This window comes from Algoriphagus mannitolivorans DSM 15301 (assembly GCF_000429425.1).
GTDB lineage: Bacteria > Bacteroidota > Bacteroidia > Cytophagales > Cyclobacteriaceae > Algoriphagus > Algoriphagus mannitolivorans.
The window spans coordinates 156497-175591 of record NZ_KE386902.1 but is presented as its reverse complement, the minus strand read 5'-3'; the positions used below and the strand labels follow the sequence as shown (position 1 = coordinate 175591).

17 protein-coding genes are annotated in these 19095 nt (G+C 42.0%); 3 read left to right on the top strand and 14 right to left on the bottom strand.

The features are described 5' to 3' along the window. Window positions 1-37 precede the first annotated feature (37 nt). The 8 genes from atpG to G458_RS0117640 form a co-directional block, all read right to left on the bottom strand. A complete protein-coding gene (gene atpG, locus G458_RS0117675) occupies window positions 38-910 on the bottom strand; it encodes an ATP synthase F1 subunit gamma (protein WP_026953076.1) in 873 nt (290 codons plus the stop codon). Window positions 911-972: 62 nt separating this feature from the next. Beyond that, window positions 973-2550 (bottom strand): F0F1 ATP synthase subunit alpha, encoded by a 1578-nt coding sequence (gene atpA / locus G458_RS0117670; protein ID WP_026953075.1) that lies wholly within the window; start codon window positions 2548-2550, stop codon window positions 973-975. Between the two features lie 25 nt (window positions 2551-2575). Then, window positions 2576-3136, bottom strand: a complete 561-nt coding sequence (gene atpH, locus G458_RS0117665; RefSeq protein WP_026953074.1) for an ATP synthase F1 subunit delta — start codon at window positions 3134-3136, stop codon at window positions 2576-2578. A 9-nt stretch (window positions 3137-3145) separates the two neighbouring features. Next, window positions 3146-3640: a F0F1 ATP synthase subunit B gene (locus G458_RS0117660; protein WP_026953073.1), complete on the bottom strand. Its 495-nt coding sequence runs from the start codon at window positions 3638-3640 to the stop codon at window positions 3146-3148. A gap of 72 nt (window positions 3641-3712) precedes the next feature. Further along, complete coding sequence (gene atpE, locus G458_RS0117655) at window positions 3713-3973, bottom strand: ATP synthase F0 subunit C (RefSeq protein WP_026953072.1); 261 nt, start codon at window positions 3971-3973, stop codon at window positions 3713-3715. A gap of 37 nt (window positions 3974-4010) precedes the next feature. After that, a complete protein-coding gene (gene atpB / locus G458_RS0117650; protein ID WP_026953071.1) occupies window positions 4011-5054 on the bottom strand; it encodes a F0F1 ATP synthase subunit A in 1044 nt (347 codons plus the stop codon). A gap of 19 nt (window positions 5055-5073) precedes the next feature. Next, window positions 5074-5457 carry a hypothetical protein gene (locus G458_RS0117645; RefSeq protein ID WP_026953070.1) on the bottom strand — a complete coding sequence of 128 codons (384 nt, stop codon included), beginning with the start codon at window positions 5455-5457 and terminating at the stop codon, window positions 5074-5076. A 49-nt stretch (window positions 5458-5506) separates the two neighbouring features. Then, window positions 5507-5743 carry an AtpZ/AtpI family protein gene (locus tag G458_RS0117640; protein ID WP_026953069.1) on the bottom strand — a complete coding sequence of 79 codons (237 nt, stop codon included), beginning with the start codon at window positions 5741-5743 and terminating at the stop codon, window positions 5507-5509. A gap of 134 nt (window positions 5744-5877) precedes the next feature. Between G458_RS0117640 and porW the strand changes: the two genes are divergently transcribed. The 3 genes from porW to uvrC all read left to right on the top strand — a co-directional run bounded on the left by porW (window position 5878) and on the right by uvrC (window position 12679). Continuing rightward, window positions 5878-8499: a type IX secretion system periplasmic lipoprotein PorW/SprE gene (gene porW, locus G458_RS0117635; protein WP_026953068.1), complete on the top strand. Its 2622-nt coding sequence runs from the start codon at window positions 5878-5880 to the stop codon at window positions 8497-8499. Between the two features lie 3 nt (window positions 8500-8502). After that, the gene (locus G458_RS0117630; RefSeq protein ID WP_026953067.1) at window positions 8503-10809 is read left to right on the top strand and encodes a penicillin-binding protein 1A; all 2307 of its coding nucleotides are present in this window, start codon (window positions 8503-8505) and stop codon (window positions 10807-10809) included. Window positions 10810-10873: 64 nt separating this feature from the next. Continuing rightward, window positions 10874-12679 carry an excinuclease ABC subunit UvrC gene (gene uvrC / locus G458_RS0117625; RefSeq protein WP_026953066.1) on the top strand — a complete coding sequence of 602 codons (1806 nt, stop codon included), beginning with the start codon at window positions 10874-10876 and terminating at the stop codon, window positions 12677-12679. A gap of 13 nt (window positions 12680-12692) precedes the next feature. On the opposite strand, the gene porN is transcribed toward uvrC, so the two are convergent. The 6 genes from porN to G458_RS0117595 form a co-directional block, all read right to left on the bottom strand. Further along, on the bottom strand, window positions 12693-13508 hold the full coding sequence (gene porN / locus G458_RS0117620; RefSeq protein ID WP_026953065.1) for a type IX secretion system ring subunit PorN/GldN: 816 nt from the start codon (window positions 13506-13508) through the stop codon (window positions 12693-12695). 24 nt (window positions 13509-13532) lie between these two features. Beyond that, complete coding sequence (porM, locus tag G458_RS0117615; RefSeq protein WP_026953064.1) at window positions 13533-15131, bottom strand: type IX secretion system motor protein PorM/GldM; 1599 nt, start codon at window positions 15129-15131, stop codon at window positions 13533-13535. A gap of 37 nt (window positions 15132-15168) precedes the next feature. Beyond that, on the bottom strand, window positions 15169-15936 hold the full coding sequence (gene porL / locus G458_RS0117610) for a type IX secretion system motor protein PorL/GldL (RefSeq protein WP_026953063.1): 768 nt from the start codon (window positions 15934-15936) through the stop codon (window positions 15169-15171). A 45-nt stretch (window positions 15937-15981) separates the two neighbouring features. Next, window positions 15982-17076, bottom strand: coding sequence for a T9SS ring complex lipoprotein PorK/GldK (gene porK / locus G458_RS0117605; protein ID WP_026953062.1), 1095 nt, complete (start codon window positions 17074-17076; stop codon window positions 15982-15984). A gap of 157 nt (window positions 17077-17233) precedes the next feature. Next, entirely contained in the window at window positions 17234-18199 is a 966-nt protein-coding gene (locus G458_RS0117600) for a PorP/SprF family type IX secretion system membrane protein (protein WP_035468508.1), read from the bottom strand. A 92-nt stretch (window positions 18200-18291) separates the two neighbouring features. After that, the gene (locus G458_RS0117595) at window positions 18292-19065 is read right to left on the bottom strand and encodes a uroporphyrinogen-III synthase (RefSeq protein WP_026953060.1); all 774 of its coding nucleotides are present in this window, start codon (window positions 19063-19065) and stop codon (window positions 18292-18294) included. Window positions 19066-19095 lie beyond the last annotated feature (30 nt).

The following is a 19095-nucleotide window of genomic DNA, read 5'->3' as shown; positions in this document are numbered from 1 at the left end:
TTGGAGCTGTGGTTCTGAGTTTGGATCTATTGTGATGTTATTTTCCTCCCAATGCGTTGGCACCAGCTACGATCTCAAGGATCTCGTTGGTAATCGCCGCCTGACGGGTTCTGTTATACATCAGTTTCAATTCTTTTAGCAAGTCCCCTGCATTTTCTGTAGCCTTATCCATAGCCGTCATTCGGGCGCCGTGTTCAGAAGCATTACTTTCCAATACTGCTTTGTAGAACTGTATTTTCAAGGAAGTAGGTACTAGCTCTTCAATGATGTAAGCTCTAGATGGCTCTAGGATATAGTCAGTTTCTGATGTTTTTACTTCAGTGGTCTCTTGTGGAGCCATTGGAAGGAATTGCTCAGTACGCACAACTTGGGTGGCTACGTTTTTGAATTCATTGTACACCAAGTACACCTGATCAAAATCACCGGCGACAAAACTATTCATGGCAAATTCAGCTGCCTGTCTTACCGTATCGAAAGACAAATTTCCGAACACGCCATAGAACTCACCGATAAAAGAATGAGAGGATTTTTTGAAATATTCAAAAGACTTCTTTCCAATTGGAAGAATGGTGATCTCAGCTCCTGCAAACTGGTTGGCGATCGCTGAATTAGTAGCCTTGATGATATTGGTATTGAAAGCACCGCAAAGACCTTTGTCAGAGGTGACAGGAATAAGAAGTACTTTCTTTGCTTCTCGCTTTTGAGCGTAAGCGATATCAGCAGCTCCTTCAGCAGAAGCAGAGACATTATTCAGGATGTTGGTCAACTTCTGGGAATAAGGACGCATCTGGACGATTTTGTCCTGCGCTCTTCTCAATTTTGCCGCAGAAACCATTTTCATGGCCTTGGTGATCTGTTGCGTAGAGATTACCGAGTTGATCCTTTGCTTTACTTCCTTAAGGTTAGCCATCAGAGATTGCTTTGTACTTTATAAAGTTCCGGCTGGGACTCCCCAGCCGGGAATAAAATCAATTATTTAGCGTATTTAGGAGACAATTCAGCCGCTGCAGTAGCAAGGATTTTTCCTGCTCCGTCGATATCCCCTTTAAGGATAAGCTGAAGTGCTTCTGGATAAGATGCATCCAACAAAGTATAGAACTCTTTCTCGAATGCTCTTGCCTTTTCTACAGGAACGCTGTCCATCAAACCTCTTGTAGAAGCGTAGATGATAGCTACCTGATGCGCCACAGATACCGGGGAGTATTGAGGCTGCTTCAAGATCTCCTGGTTACGACGACCTCTTTCGATGGTACGTTTGGTAGAAGCATCCAAATCAGAACCGAACTTGGCAAAAGCTTCCAATTCACGGAACTGTGCCTGGTCAAGCTTCAAAGTACCCGCAACTTTCTTCATGGACTTGATCTGCGCGTTACCACCTACTCGGGATACGGAGATACCTACGTTGATCGCAGGACGGATACCGGAGTTGAACAAGTTTGTTTCCAAGAAAATCTGCCCGTCAGTAATGGAGATTACGTTGGTTGGGATGTAGGCAGATACGTCACCGGCTTGAGTTTCGATAATTGGAAGAGCGGTCAAAGAACCTCCACCTTTTACCAAAGGCTTGATAGATTCAGGAAGATCATTCATCTGCTGAGCGATTGCATCAGACTTGTTGATCTTAGCTGCTCTTTCTAGCAATCTTGAGTGAAGGTAGAATACGTCACCTGGATAAGCTTCACGTCCCGGAGGTCTTCTCAACAAAAGAGAAACTTCACGATAAGCCACTGCTTGCTTGGAAAGGTCATCATAAACCACCAAAGCAGGACGTCCGGTATCACGGAAGAATTCCCCGATAGCTGCACCGGTAAATGGAGCAAAGAACTGCATCGGAGCAGGATCTGCCGCAGATGCTGATACGATTACTGTATAGGGAAGAGCTCCACCTTTTTCCAAAGCGGAAACAACACCCGCTACGGTAGATGCTTTCTGTCCTACGGCTACGTAAATACAGAATACTGGCTCACCCTTGTCGTAAAATTCCTTTTGGTTCAAGATCGTATCGATTACCACGGCAGTCTTTCCAGTCTGACGGTCACCGATTACCAATTCTCTTTGTCCCCTACCGATTGGAATCATGGCATCGATAGATTTGATACCAGTTTGAAGAGGTTCAGTTACTGGCTGACGGTAGATTACACCAGGGGCTTTACGCTCCAAAGGCATTTCATACAAATCGCCTGCAATAGGGCCTTTACCGTCGATAGGGTTACCCAAAGTATCCACTACACGGCCAAGCATGCCTTCACCTGCTTGAATGGAAGCAATCTTTTTGGTACGCTTTACGGTATCTCCTTCTTTGATTTCTTTAGAGTCACCAAAAAGTACAGCACCTACATTGTCTTCTTCCAAGTTGAGGACCATGGCCTTAAGACCATTGTCAAACTCCAGCAATTCACCAGCCTGAGCCTTGGAAAGTCCATAGATACGGGCTACACCATCCCCCACTTGGAGGACTGTACCCACTTCTTCTAGTTCGGCTTCGGTTCTGGCACCGGAGAGTTGTTCTCTCAAGATGGCCGAAACTTCATCAGGTCTTACTTCTGCCATGATATGATACGATTAGATATATTCGTTAAAACTGTTTTTCGTAATGATTTTGAGAAAACTGAACGCGCAAAGCCTTCAATTTGCTGCTTAGGGATTCATCCAACTGACGGTCATTGACTCTCAACACAAATCCACCAATCAAATCAGGATTGATTTTCTCCACCAATTGCACGGTGTTCAAACCACTGATTTGCTTTACTAGACTTACTAGCTGAGTTTTTTGGGATTCTGTCAAAGCCGTAGTTACAGTAACTTCAGCAACCTGTATGGATTTGTGAAGATTATACTGAGCAACAAATTCTTTGGCAATATCCAAAAGGATGTCTTCTCTGTTTTTTCTTGATACAATCTCAAAAAACGGAATAGTGATCGGACTGGACTTTTTGGCAAAAAGTGCTTTTAACACCTTTAATTTTTTATCAGAGCTCAAAACAGGATTACTCAGCGCAAGGCCCAGTTCTCTGTTTGCTTTTGCCATTGCCGCCAAAGCCTTAAAATCCTCAAATACCTCTTCCAAAAGACCTTTCTCTACGGAAAGATCCAAAATGGACTTGGCATATCGGGAAGCTACTCTATGGTTTGACATGGAACGAGATTAGTTAAGCTTAAGGTCTTTGATAAATTCGTCCACAAGCTCTTTCTGAGCTTTGTCCTCGGACAAATTCTTTCTGAGCAATTTCTCTGTTACCTCCAAAGTCAACAACGCAACTTGGTTTTTCACCTCGGTCAAGGCTGCTTTCTTTTCAGTTTCAATTACAGCTTTGGCATTTTCGATCATTAGAGCACCCTGCTTTCCTGCTTCGGATTTTGCTTCCTCAATCATTTTTGCAGAAGCCTCCTGAGCCTTTCTCAAGATAGTATCTCTTTCCAATCGAGCATCCTGAAGCAACTTTTCGTTTTCAGCCTTCAGGCTAGCCATTTCATTTCTGGCTTGCTCAGCAGCTTTCAATGCATTGTCGATGCTGGTTTCTCGCTCTTCTAGCGCAGCCAACATTGGCTTCCAGGCAAACTTGATCAAAATAAACAAAAGTGCCAGGAAGGCGATCAATTGCCAGAATATCAGTCCAGAACTAGGTAAAATCAGATCCATGTTGTATAGGTATAATTTCGTGTTTGTTCAATAAGAAGGGATTGGCCTAGCGCCAATCCCCGCTCTTTTTTCTTAGAAAGCGATACCGCCTGCATTCAATGCAATAAGTAGACAAACTACTACTGCAAACAGGGAAACCACCTCGATCAAAGCTGCGATGATCAACATAGCAGTCTGAACCTTACCAGCAGCCTCAGGCTGACGGGCGATAGATTCCATTGCCTGGCCACCGATTCGACCGATACCAAGTCCTGCGCCAATCGCAACAATACCTGCACCGATACCAGCACCCATAAGAGCCAATCCAGCAGACAATAAGATAGAAGTTAACATAACGTTAGATTTATAAATTGAACAAAGAAATTTCTAATTAATGGTGATCGTCATGTGCGTGTTCAGCCACAGCGCCACCGATGTACATTGCTGTAAACAGGGTGAAGACATATGCCTGAATAGTTGCCACCAACAATTCGATCATATTGATAAAGGTTACCATCAGCGTACTTACTACACCGATCGCATAAGATTCAAAGATAAATACCAAGGCAATGAAGGCCAGGATTACAATGTGACCTGCAGTGATAGCCACAAACAATCGGACCATCAAGGCGAATGGCTTAGTGAAAAGTCCGATGAATTCTACTACCACGATAATGGGCAATAGTGGCAAAGGAACTCCTGGTGTAGCGAATACGTGCTTCCAATAATCCTTATTACCGTTGATATTGACCAAAATAAAGGTCAAAGTCGCCAGAGTAAAGGTCACCGCAATGTTACCGGTCAAGTTTGCCGCACCCGGAAGAAGGCCAAGCAAGTTACCAATCCAGATAAAGAAGAAAAGTGTCAGCAGATAAGGAACAAATTTCTTGTATCTAGGGCCAATTGATTTTTCTGCGATTTCGTCTCTCACAAAGATTACAATAGGCTCTACCAAGGAAGCTACTCCTTTAGGGGCTACAGCACCGTTTCTCTTGTAATGACCCGCTGCAGAAAGCGCCATGTACAGCACCAATGCAATCACGATAAACATCATCGCGACGTTTTTGGTAATGGAGAAATCGAGGATCGCTCCTCCATCAACTCTACCTAAATGCTCGTGTGAATCGATGAAAATACCATTGTGTGCATTTTCCTCTCCAAATTGATGGGTCTCATGATTTTGGAAATCCGAAGACATGTAAAATTCCAACCCTCTATCAGAAGCATAGGTAATTACAGGAAGCGGAAGGGTGACATGAGTATGTCCAATATTGAAAAAATGCCATTCATGTGAATCCTTCACGTGGTGCATGATGAATCCAGTTGGATCTTCACCACCTTCTTCTGACTGAGAACCTGCCGCAAAACCGGCAGAAGAGAAACTCAGCAAAAGAGCTGAAAGTAAAAGACTTAGGAACAGAAATTTGCGCGTCATCAACTCTTATTTTTGAGGGCTACTTCGAAATCGGGCGCAAGTTAGTTATAAAGGTGTAGATATCAAAAATGAGGTAGAACAAAAAAAGAATAAAGAAATTGGAGATAAACAGAATAATATTCTTCTCTCCGGCCAGTACTACCCATGCGATATACCCTAAGGATGCCAAAATCCTAATTACCATGCCCAAAAGCTTGATTTGCAGGAAATTTTCTGGAGATTGACCATATAACCAATTTGAACCTGCACTGACTATATAAGAGAGGATCACCATAAAAAGAAAAATTGACCAGACTGATTCTGACACCGCATTTGGGAGCAATTGTTGTAAAATCCAGATCAATCCAGCCAACAAAAACGTGACAACCCAAAATCTAGCATGGAAATTTTTCAGCAGTTTCATCATTTCTCTTTTTCAAGAGTGCAAAACTACCCCAAAAAGCCAAACTCTCCTATTTATCCTGCTGCATGGATTTGACGAGCTGATAAAAAGCCAAAGCAATCGAAGCAAAACATCCTACCAATATCCAGACTGGGAACTTCATTTCACTTTTTTGCTGAATCCACCAACCCAGCCAAGTTCCCCCTCCAATAATGGCGAATAGCTGAAAGGAAAGCCCAATATATTTGACGTAAACAGGGGTTTCCCGATTAGGCTTGGAAGACTTGGGTAGGTTTTGATTTTGCATATCGCCAAGTTAAATATTTCTAAAGATCACTCAATTCAGTTAACTATTTGAGGTCATTCCAATTTTACGGCACGGGATTCGTTCCAAACTAAGCAAAAAGGCTATTTTGGTATTCGAATTGGGTAAATTTTGAAATGAGAAAAATCCATCTCCTCCTGGGAGGCCTCTTTATTTTTGTTTTGGCGTGCTCTTCCGAGCGCAACACCTTTACCAACAGGGCATTTCACAACCTGACCTCACATTTTAATGCCTATTATTTGGCAGATCAGAAAATCAAGGATGTCGAAAACCAAGTTTCTAAAAATTACAAGGAAGATTTCACCCAAGTATTGCCCGTTTTTATCCCCATAGATTCCGCAACTATCCAGAAAAACAAAGAAAAACTGGACTCTGCTAGAGAATTGTCCTCCAAAGCAATTGAATGGCACCGAATTTCAAAATGGGTGGATGACAGCTATTTCCTTTTAGGGAAAATAGACTACCTGCAAGCTCAACAGGATGATGCCCAAAATGCATTCAAGTATGTCAATAGTACCAGCAAAGACAAAGACCTCCGGCACAAAACTCTGATCAGTCTTTTAAGACTTTACATCGACAGAAAGGAAATTGAGAATGCCAATTTCACCATCGATTATCTTTCCAAGGAGTCCGGGATCAATGATGAAAACCGCTATGAACTTTACCGGACTCTCGCCTACTATTATGAGTCGCGTCAAGATCCCAATGGAGTAATTGGAGCTTTAGACCGGGCCTTGGAGTATGTAGATAACGCCAAAGAAAAATCCAGAATCAATTTCATCTTAGCCCAACGCTACCAGCGGGAGGGATTGGATGCCTTGGCGTATGACTATTACAACAAATCCAAAGATGGGAATCCCCCCTATGAGCGGAGTTTTTATGCCACCCTGTATGCCCAGCAAGTCGCTGAGCTCAACGCTTCCAAAGATTTGAGAAGGGTGCGAAACTACTATGATGATCTTTACAGAGACTCCAAAAATAAAGACCTCAAAGATGTTGTGATCTATGAAAAGGCGCTATTTGAGGAAAAACAAGGGGATATTTCATTGACTGTCAACCTTCTCCATCAAGCCGCAAAAGAGCCTGGAAGCAACCCGAGAATCAAGGGTTACATTTACCAAAAGCTAGCTCAAATCAACTTGGAGGAATTCAAGGATTACCGGGCTACCAAATATTACCTGGATAGTGCTCTCACATTCATCAAAGCAGAGGATCCTGTCGCACTGGATATTCAAAATAAAAAAATTGTACTCGACCAATATGTTTTTCATACGGAGAGAATTCTCCTCAATGACAGCTTGATTTATTTGGCAAGTAAAACTCCGGAAGAGCAGGAATCTTGGGCCTTGGCCTTCATTCAATCTGAGGAAGATCGATTGATCCGTGAAGCTGCAGCCAAACAACAGCCCAAAAACAACAATATTTTCAACAACCTATTGGCATTCAGCGGAAGAGAAACCGGGTCCAGTTTTTATTTTGACAACGGAGTGGCTATGCAGCAAGGAGCCCTAGAATTCAACAGAAACTGGGGAAATCGACCACTTCAGGATAACTGGAGAAGAAGGTCGGCTATTTTCCAGACTTCTGGACAATCCGGTCCTGCTGTCGCAAGTCCAGATTCGGCTAACTCCTCTCAAAATTCCATTTTGGCCTCTTTACCGACCAAAGAAAGCCTACTCTCCCAAATCCCGAATTCTCCCCAAGAGAATATTAAAATCAATGCAGAATTGGAGGAATCATTTTTCGAATTAGGAAAACTTCTGTATTTCGAATTGAATGAGCCTTTGTTGAGTATCGATAACCTCGAGACTCTCATCAGGAACTATCCGAGCTCTTCCCGAAAACCTGAAGCCTATTACCTTTTATACCTTGCTCAAAAAGATACCGGAGGAAACTTCCAACAGTATGTAGGAAGACTCAATCGGGAATATCCGGATTCACAATACACCTACTCTGTCAACAATCCAGAGGCTGCTTCCGGAAATCTGGCCTACGTGGAGTCCTCCAAAGGATATGAATCCGCTTACAATGATTACTATGCGGGAAATTATCCTTCTGCAGCACAGACGATTCGCTCGACTCTCCAGCAATACCCGCTAACGCGAAACACGGAGAAACTTCTCCTTTTGGATGTAATGGTCGTAGGAAAACTTGAGTCGAGGGAAAAATTCAAGTCCCGATTAGAGGCTTTCATCGAAAACTCGAAAGATGAAGGTTTAACGAAATTGGCAAGAAATATGCTCAGACCTTTGCTCTCGGAGGAAGAGCTTGCAAAACTTGAAACCGAAAAATCAAGCGAAGAAGATTCTACTGCTCTGTTGGCGGAAAAATCAAGTTTGACCACCGGAAGAAAAATCCCTGAAAACACTCCGTATAAGGTTAACGAAGCGCAGACTCATATCTTTGTAATCGGGATGACTCCTCAGGAACTGGAAAAAGCTAAAAACTTGTTAGGGGATTTAGAAAACTTCCATGCTACCCAATTCAAAAATTCAAGATTAAGAACCGGAAATATGAATATGGGGCCTCAACAGGCGATCTATATCATCAGCCCATTTAGCAATTCAGAAACTGCTTTGGGATACTATCAGAAATTCAAAGAAGAATTCAAATCAGACGGAATGTCAGATCAGGTGAAAGCCAATTCTTTCTTTATTTCCATCGAAAATTTTCAGATTCTGAATAAAACCAAAAACGTGGAAGAATATTTGAACTTCTTCCGAAGTATGTATCAGTAAACTATGTCTAGAACTGTCAAACCAACCCTCCCCGAATGGGCCGGTAAAACCATAAAATATCTCTGGATTGCTTTCCTGGGAGGAGTTGTACTTTTCATCCTTTTTGTATGGATGGTCAGCGTGAATTTCTTAGGGCTTTTTGGAAATCTCCCGGATTTCAAGGCTCTCGAAAACCCTGAAAGTGAACTCGCTTCAGAATTGTATTCTGCTGATGGAATTCTTTTGGGAACCTATGCCAGAGAAAACCGAAGTCCTGTAAAGTACGAAGAGCTTTCTCCGAAACTTGTTCAAGCACTCATCGCTACAGAAGACGAAAGATTTGAAGATCATTCTGGAATTGACCTTCAGGCCATGATCCGAGTTTTCGTAAAATCTATCCTTTTGGGCCAGGATGCCGGTGGTGGATCTACCCTTAGCCAGCAAACTGCCAAAAACCTTTTCAAAACCCGAAACGATGCCAGCCAGGGATTCTTGAGCAATATTCCGGGGCTTCGGATGCTTATCATCAAAACCAAGGAATGGATTGTTGCCACCCAACTCGAGAAGGCCTATACCAAAAATGAAATTTTAACCCTTTATCTGAATACATCAGAATTCGGCTCCAATGCCTACGGAATCAAAACGGCATCCAGGACTTTCTTCAACAAAGATCCTCATGAATTGGAAATCCAAGAAGCTGCGGTTTTGGTAGGTTTGTTTAAGGCCCCTACCTATTACAGCCCAGTCTTCAACCCGGATAATTCTTTGAGAAGAAGAAATACAGTCTTGTACCAAATGGTAAAAAATGACTTCTTGACCAAAGCTGAATACGACTCCATTTCTGCTCTTCCAATCGAATTGGATTACAAAGTCCAAAACCATAACCAAGGTTTGGCGACTTATTTCCGAGAGGTAGTAAAGGCTGATTTGTTGAAGTGGTCTAAGGAAAACATCAAATCAGATGGTTCTTCCTATGATTTATTTGGGGATGGATTAAGGATCTACGTGACGATTGATAGCCGCATGCAGCGCTATGCTGAAGAGGCTGTCAGTGAGCACATGTCCGAGTTACAAAAAGCTTTCTTTAAAGAAATGGGCAATCGTGAGCCATGGATTGATGAAAGCTGGAGGGTAATCCCGAATTTCATCGAAGATGCCGTGAAGCGAACGGAAGCCTACAGACTTCTAAAAGTCCGGTATGGTAACGACACTGACTCCATTAATCTCAAACTCAATGAGAAAAAGAAAATGAGAATCTTTTCTTGGGAAAGTGGGGAAATCGACACCCTGATGAGTACCATGGATTCTTTGAGATATTATAAGAAATTCCTTCAAACAGGCTTTATGTCCATGGATCCGCATACCGGCCATATCAAAGCCTGGGTGGGAGGAATTGACCACAAGTACTTCAAGTTTGATCACGTAAGGCAGGGTAAGAGACAGCCTGGATCTACGTTCAAACCATTCGTATATGCCGCCGCTATAGAAAATGGATATAGCCCTTGCTATTCTGTAGTGGATCAACCAGTGGAAGTTTACATACCAGGTCAACCTGCCTGGAGTCCTTCCAACGCAGATGGAAAATTCAGCTATGAAAAAATGACCATCCGTAAGGCAATGGCAAAATCCGTCAACTCGGTCACAGCCTACATGATGAAAAAACTGAGTCCAAGGATTGTGATGGAGACCGCCAAGAGAATCGGAGTTACCAGTGACTTGGAAGAGGTGCCTTCTTTGGCTCTCGGGGTGAATGATGTCTCTGTTTTCGAAATGGTTGGAGCCTTTAGCACTTTTGTCAATAAAGGAGAACATACCACACCGTTCTATATCGATCGGATCGAGGACAAGAATGGAAATGTCATCCAACAATTCACTCCAAAGAAACGCCCTGCCATGACCGAAGAGCATGCCTACATGATGCTCTATATGCTGAGAGGTGGTTTTGAAGAAGATGAAGGGACCTCACAGGGAGTTCCATGGACTTTACGAGAAGGAAATGAACTTGGCGGTAAAACCGGAACTACACAAAATGCATCTGATGGATGGTATATGGGAGTCAGCAAAGATCTGGTCTCTGGAGCTTGGGTAGGTGGAGATGACAGAGCCATTCACTTCAGAAGTTGGATAGCTGGCCAAGGGGGTAGAACTGCACGCCCAATTTGGGTGAAATATATGACCAAAGTCTATTCAGACCCATCTCTCGGATATAAAAAAGGTCCATTCCCGAGACCTGAAAGGCCACTAAGCATCGAGATCAACTGTGACAAATATGAGCAGGAAAGCCAACGCTTCGCCGACTTTGATTACGATGCCAAAAAGAACGATTTCTAAAATCAAGTTTATTTGAAAATTTTAAAACAGATCGATTCCCGGTCTGTTTTTTTAATTTTAAACCATGCAGTCTTCCTCCTTCTCACCCACAGATCACTTGCAACTCCCGGATCATCCAGGAGTCTACAAATACTTCAATTCTGAGAATGAGCTGATCTATGTCGGAAAAGCAAAGAGCCTTAAAAAAAGGGTGAGCAGCTATTTCAACAAACTCTCAGGAAGCAATCTCAAGACTAGAAGAATGGTCAAGGAAATCGCCCGGATTGAAATCACTCTGGTGGATTCCGAACTTGACGCTTTGCTTTTGGAGAACAATCTGATCAAAAAGATCCAGCCCAAATACAATATTTTGTTGAGGGATGACAAAACCTATCCTTACCTGTTGGTGACCAAGGAAAATTATCCTAGAATCTTTCAAACCCGAAAACTGATTCCAAAACGAGGAACATATTTCGGTCCTTTTGCAAGTGTCAAAGCGATGAATAATGTATTGGATCTTATCCGTGAATTATTCACCATCCGAACCTGTAAGCTTGATCTTTCCCCTTATAAAATCGCCGAAGGAAAATATAAAGTATGCTTGGAATATCATATTGGCAATTGTCAAGGCCCATGTGTAGGATTCCAAAGAGAAGCAGATTACCTCAAGGATTTAGATCATGCCAAGCACATTCTTAAAGGAAATTTGGGGATGGCAAAATCCTATTTCAAACAAGAAATGCAGGCTCATGCGGAAAGCCTTGAATTTGAGAAGGCCCATCGTATGAAAGAGAAGCTTGATCTACTGGAAAAATACCAAGCCAAATCTCTTATCACCAACCCAAGCATTTCAAATTTGGATGTTTGTACTTTAGTGGCAGATGAAAAAACCGCCTATGTCAATTACATGCGTGTGAAAAATGGCGCCATGATCACCTCCAAAAATGTAGAGTTGAAAAAGCGCCTAGAAGAATCTGAAGAAGAACTTTTGTTGACTGCTCTTATCCGGCTTCAAGATCAATTCCAAAGTGATGCCGAGGAAACCTTGGTCAATATTCCATTTGAAAACCCGATCGAAGGACTTAATATCAGTGTCCCGAAAATTGGGGACAAGAAAAAACTCATAGAGCTTTCCTTAAAAAATGCCCTCTACTATAAAAAAGAGAAAGCATTACTCCAAGGACTCAATCAGGACAAAAAGGACAGAGTCATCAAACAGCTTCAACAGGATCTTAGCCTGCCTGAAGTTCCCGATCATATCGAATGCTTCGATAACTCCAATATCCAAGGAACAAGCCCTGTTGCCAGTATGGTTTGTTTCCTAAACGGAAAACCTGCTGTCAAGGAATATCGACACTTTCATATCAAAACAGTTCAAGGTCCCAATGACTTTGCCAGTATGAAAGAAATCGTATCCAGGAGGTACAAGCGACTTCAGGAAGAAGGAAAACCATTCCCTAAACTAGTGGTAATTGATGGAGGGAAAGGGCAACTTTCTTCAGCTGTGGAAGCCTTGAAGGAAATAGGATTGTACGGGAAAATGCCCGTGATAGGAATCGCCAAACGATTGGAGGAAATTTATTTTCCCGAAGACTCTTATCCAATTCACATAGATAAAAAGTCTGAAAGTTTGAAATTATTGCAGCGGATACGAGATGAAGCCCACCGGTTTGCTATTACATTTCATCGAAAAGTCCGAAGCAGAAACGCTTTTGGAACGCAGTTGACCGCTATTCCTGGAATTGGGGAAAACACAGCAGATAGGCTTTTAAAGCACTTTAAATCTGTAAAAAAAATAAAAGAGGCTACTGAGCAAGAATTGACAGAAGTCATAGGTTCCAGCCGGGCAAAAATTTTATTAGAATGGAAAGAAAAAAATAAAGGGGCCTAAGCCCCTTTTTATTTTACCACTCCCAAAGAGAGTTTTCAAATTCTAGTAGTTTGTATTCGAATGCCAGCGCATTTAAATATGCCTGCATTTCCGGGTTGGGGTGATCTCCTTTCACCAAGTCAGCGATAAGAGCTTCATCCGGGTTGGTAAACCTTCTCACCACAGACCTAAACAATCTAGATTCAAAAGCTTCATCATAGGTCAAGCTTTTAGAAATGTTTTGAAAGTTGATCCATCTTGCCTCAGGATGATTTTTAAAATAATCAACGAAATCCTTGTATCGGATATAGGCGATTGTTTTTTGACCTGCATTGGCATTTGTAATGGAAGGCATCACCAATTCAAGATATTTGATATCGAAAATGGTTTTTGAGTGATGCTTTTCAAATACAAAATCTTCCTTGAAATCAAGGTAATACAATTGTTTTACGAAGATGGAGTCTCCATTTGCAGACAGCCAGAAGTTTTCCTGGAATTCTGCAATAGAAAGAGGGCGAGTGAAATTATCATCAGCAAATACTTCTAAGGCATTTTCATCTACCACTGCTTTGTAGATTTGGCTTACGATTCCATTGGCTTTATTATCTCCGGAACCGTAAAGACTCAAGTTGTATTTTTCCCGCAGATCGATTCTCCTCCATACAGAGATTTGATACATTTTGTCATCTTCCCTGATCTTCTTGACGGAATACACAGTATCCATGTCAAATTGCCGATCACCAAAGCCAGATGGATTGACACTAGTAGCCACTTGAGCATTTGATGCCAAAGGAGCCAAGGAGGCTAGGGCTAAGGCAGCAAGGAAAATTTTTTGCACAAATCGTTTCATAACTTTTGTATTTGGGAGGATTGCTTATTTCACAGCAATCCTCTTGATTTCTCTTAATTCAGAGTTGATTTTATTCCCTCTGAAGTTGGTTCTTGTCACTTGAGTCACCCTAACGACAATGTCATCACCAGGTCTAGCACTTTCCAAAAGGGATCTCATGCTACCACCGATAGGCACCGTTTGTCTAGGCACTTCACTTCTCAAGAGAATTAATTCTCCACCGGTCACTTCAAAGTTGGAGTCTTTCGCCATAGTTCTGGCAAAAGTAGGTTCTGGTGCAGCTACAATTTTAATTCCGGAAAGAACATTGATAGCCTGAGCCTGGCTGATGTCAAGCTCACTTCCGTTAGAACCCACGACCTTGATTGTAGGAGCTGGAACTGGTTTGATATCAAACGACACATCTCCAATTTTATTTCCTCCCGAGCTAACTCCGATGGTAACCCTTCCTGAAGCACCTGGAACAACTGTTACTTGACCTGGCTTACTTCCTTTGATGGATTGACCATTAGAGATCGCAAACTCCGGAGAATATGTATTTCCCAAAGCAGGTACTTCAATCAACAATTCGTTTGCGCAATCCGCATACAACTGTTGTACTACTTCAGAAGAAACCTTGATCACAGGCTGAGCCACGAAGTATTCGTATTCAACAGGGATCACTTGATCCTCTCCACCTACATTGGTTACGATCTCACCTTTCAATACTTGTCTAGCGAGACCTTTATCATCGTAGTTGGAAGCTGGAGCTACTGTAAACTCAACTTTACCGAATCCGTTTTCCACAGGAACAGCTCTTCCATTCAAGGTCATGGTCGGAGCTGCAGAGGAAGATGCAGAAGCGATAAACATATCTCCCTGAAACTTGGTACCAGCTGCAACAACGTTAGACACTGCTGCAATTTTACCTTCCAAAATATCGGCTTTGAAATAGAATGATCCGATAGATTGGGTGATTTGTGCCAATGCCTCGCCTTCGATGTTCAAAACTTCGTTTTGGAACTGGGAAAGAAGCGCCATCACCGCACCAACAGGCGACTTGACGAAGTTCAAGTTGGTAAAGCTTTTACCTCTTACCTCACGGTCGTTAGCGAAAATTTCAATTTCTGAAGCGTCCAATGCAATTGGCTTGAAAGTCACCCCAGTAATTCCGATTCCGTTAAGGATTCCTGAAATTTGAGCAGGGAAAGCATTAAGCCTTTCTTTCAATTCATCTCCTTTGCCGTTGTTGGCAAACATATTTCCAGGAACTTCTGTGTTTTTCAATGCTGAATTGACAAAGTTACCTTCATCATTTTTAGCATTGGCTTGGGTGATAAGCTGCTGTTTCAAATCCTCCAAATAAGCATAGACTTCTTTAGTCGCCTCTCTTACCTGCTGCGCTGCAGCTACCTTTGGCAAATCCTTGGGATTGTTGCCCTGCTCTTCTACTGTACCCTTAATGGAAGTTACAGTGAATTCATTCTTCGAAATATAATTTCTTGAAGTTCGCTCCATACCATCATTGATAAGGACAAACTTCTGGAGGATCTGATTACTTACTTGGAGGGCCAAAAGGGCCGTCAAAACCAAGTACATCATCCCGATCATCCGTTGTCTAGGTGTCTCTTTAGCTCCTGCCATCTTTTTGTTTTTCTAATCTTTAGATGTTTGGATCAGATTAACCTTTCATGGCAGAAAGCATTCCACCATAGATTTTGTTGAGTGAACTTACATTTTGATTCAACTTAGCCAATTCATTTTTGAAGGCTTCAGTTTCCTTGCCTGCTTCAGTTAGACCTTGCATAGCGGCAGTCATATTACTGTAGAATTTATTCAAGGTCTTCACGTGGCTGTTTGCATCCTGAAGTTCCATCTCGTAAACAGAGTTCAATGCAGTAAGATTTTTAGTCACTGTTTGAATTTGTGCATGGTATGCTTTGGCATCAGCAGAAGCGGAAGACATTTCTGTCAAGGCAGCGGCTGTTTTGCTGTATGAGGTATTCATATCTGCCAAAGTTTTGGCAGCTGTCTTTACATTGGTTGCGTATTCGTTGGTTGCTACTGCCGCGTCAGCCAGATTACCCATTTTTTGAGCAGATGTGGCCAAGTTTTGCATTCCTTTACCCAAGCTTTCGATCAATTCAGGACCTACTTTGGCTTTAGAAAGCATATCGTCAAGTTTAGCGGAAACGTCATCTCCTTTAGACTTTTTCCCGCCTTCTCCTAATTCAGGATAAAGCTTGCTCCAATCCACATCCTCTTGTCTTGGTTCAAATGCAGATAAGAAAAAGATAATCGCTTCTGTCGTCAGACCGACTCCGATCATAATATTTGCACCTTGCCAATCAAGGATTTTGAACATCGCACCAAGGATTACAACTGCAGCACCGATACCATAGATTTTTGGCATCACACTGGAATAAAAGAAATTGCCTTTACTAGCCATTTTTAATTCAGAAATTAAGGTTTAGGTTTTTTTTAATATTGTGGTTTATCTTCTTGTTCTTTTGGTAGACTTCACGTCCATAGATCCTGATCTTCCCATGAAGGTCATTGCAGTTCTGAATCCAATGTGAGCTTGAGCTACGTCTTGATATTCATAGGTCCGCGTGGAAGTTTCCAAATAGTGAGCAATATCTTTCCAGCTTCCGCCTCTCACAATTTTTCTAGGCTCGTTTGGATCATGATACACAGGGTCAAGATCCCAAGTATCCACTCTTGAAGTAGCTTTATAGGCATCCATTACCCATTCAGCTACGTTTCCGGACATATTATATAGGCCAAATCCGTTTGGAGCAAAGACATCCACCGGAGCAGTATAAGCAAATCCATCATCAATGTAGTTACCTCTGCCCGGCTTAAAGTTTGCCATCAAGCATCCTCTCTTATTTTTAAGATAAGGACCACCCCATGGATATTTGGCTACGTCTTTACCTCCTTTGGCTGCATATTCCCATTCTGCTTCGGAAGGAAGTCTAAAACCTGGCATATCAAACTCAACGTCATCGTTTGCTCTCAAGTGATAGGTTCTCCATTCGCAGTACTGTTTTGCCTGATCCCAAGTAACACCAACTACAGGGTAATTATCGAAAGCAGGGTGATCAAAATAAAACTCCATCAAAGGATCTCCATAATGATATGAAAAGCTGGTGCTCCATACAGTAGTGTCTGGTCTTAGCTCATCGTAATTGAAAGTGGGAGGATCTTTTAAGGTAGTAGGTGTACCTGTCGCTAACTCGCCGTTCTTAACGGCTTCTAGAAATTGACGGTACTTGTTGTTGGATACTTCATATTTATCCATGAAAAACTCAGAAATGGTTATCTGCTTGTTCATGGAAGATTGGGTGTAAGCAATGTCTTCATCTGACTGCCCCATCCAAAAAGTACCGGCCTTAACGGGAACCATGTCGATCGGAAGGTTTTGGGACCATCCCGCACGCTTAGGCACCCCCGTCACTTCACCTCTTCTGTTAGCTTTTTCACTTGCCGAACCTTTCTTGTTAAAAAGACCGCAGCCCGGTAAAAGTGTCACTATCGCCAAACCAAAAGTTAGAGGCAATAAGCGAAGATTCATTTTTTTATACATAAATGACGTTTTTGAAATCATCAAATTTTTCCCAATCTAAAACACTCTTAGATATCGAAATTTAGCGCAATAAATTCCATTTAAGCAAATTATCTGCCAACTTTAAACCTTTTAATTTTCAAGGCGTAAAAGACCTTCTTTGCCCAAATTCCCACTTTTAAAACCTAAATCTTGGGGTTCTTTGAATAACCCTTTCAATTTGTTGGGTCACATCCGGAAGGACATATCTGAGCATAAATTCATGACTAGTCGGAGATTTTGCTTCTAATCCACTCACTACAAAATCAAACGCATAGCCAAATTTCAAGGAATTGTCCTTCAATAAACTATAGCCTAAAATTAAGGACAAAGACTCTTCTCCTCTGAATGCAAGACCGGCATTAATCTTATTCTGGTGTGTTGCCATAACGCTTACATCATAAGAAAAATTATTCAAGGACACTGTTTTTATTAACAAACTTGGTTCTATTCTAAGCTGCCCAATCGGTCTTACCCGATAGCCAAACAATAGATAAGAGTGATTCTTTAACTGGTTAGCATAACTGGCATCTCCAAAATCAAAAGTAGGCTGATTCAGATGCTTGCTGCTCAGGCCTACGTAATAGCTACCCCTGTCCAGCAAAGCACCAACGCCAAAATCGATGGCCATTTGGTTTTCTTTCCCAGATCCAGGCAAATTAGGCTCTGGATTGACGACGATTAACTCTCCATAATCCAAAGTACTGGAAAAGGACCCTACATAGCCCCCTATGCTAAGAGTGCTTCTTCGGATTTTTTTGTGATAACTGCCCTGAAGATTTATTTCCAGATTATTAGAAGGGCCTATTTGATCGTTGACTATGGTCAGACCAAAGCCTATGTTTTTGTTGTTCAGTCTCCCTTGGGCGGTAAGTAATTGGGTAACTGGAGCACCTCCCTGTCCAGATGCAGTGGTATATCCCGCCCACTGCGCTCTATGAAGCGCGGAAAATCTATAGCCTCCGTCTTTTCCGGCAAACGCAGGATTGTAAAACATACCGTTGAACATGTATTGAGTAAACTGGGCATCCTGTTGTGCTATAGCCAAACCCGTACCTGCGAAAAATAGAAGGGCAAAGCCCCAAATCCTCAAAAAATCATTCATTCGGCAGAAATTAATCATTAGTAAGTGATTTCTTCAATTTTTAACTAGTGTAAGAATTATAACTGAAAAACCACATAAAATGATTCTTTCTTTTACAAATTATTCGCCTTTTTGATGTAGAGTTCCAATGCCCCGGTCATACTTGGCGCGTTGGGCATCGGCGCTTCAATATCCAAAATCAGCCCCATATCTCTTACTGCTTGGGATGTCGTAGGACCAAAAGCCGCAATTCTGGTTTTCCCCTGCACAAAATCCGGGAAGTTATGCTTCAAAGATTTTATTCCTGATGGGCTGAAAAATGCCAGAATATCGTATTTCACATCTGCAAGGTCTGATAAATCTGCAGCCACAGTGTGGTAAATGATAGCCTCGGTATAAGAAATACCCAGCTTTTCCATGTACTCCGGAATGTCATCCTTGCGAATATCCGAGCATGGGAATAAATACTTTTCGTTTTTATGTTTTTTGAAATAGTCGAACAAATCCTGAGCGGTCTTTTGCCCTACAAATAACTTTCGCTTTCGGATGACAATATATTTCTGAAGATAATGCGCTGTTTGCTCAGAAATACAGAAGTATTTCATCTCCGCAGGCATTTCAATTTTGAAATCCTTACAGATATTGAAAAAGTGATCAATCGCATTCCGACTGGTAAAAATAATTGCCGTATGCTTTAGAATATCAATTTTCTGCTTCCTGAATTCCTTGGGCGGAACTGGCTCAACCTTGATAAATTGCCTGAAATCAATCTTCAATTTATACTTCTCAGCAAGCTGAAGGTATGGAGAGTTGACGTCAGTAGGTTTAGGCTGGGATACTAAAATGCTTTTAACTGGTTTTAAACGGTCTTTGGAAGCTGCACTCATGCCAATTATTCCTATTTAGATATTCAGAAT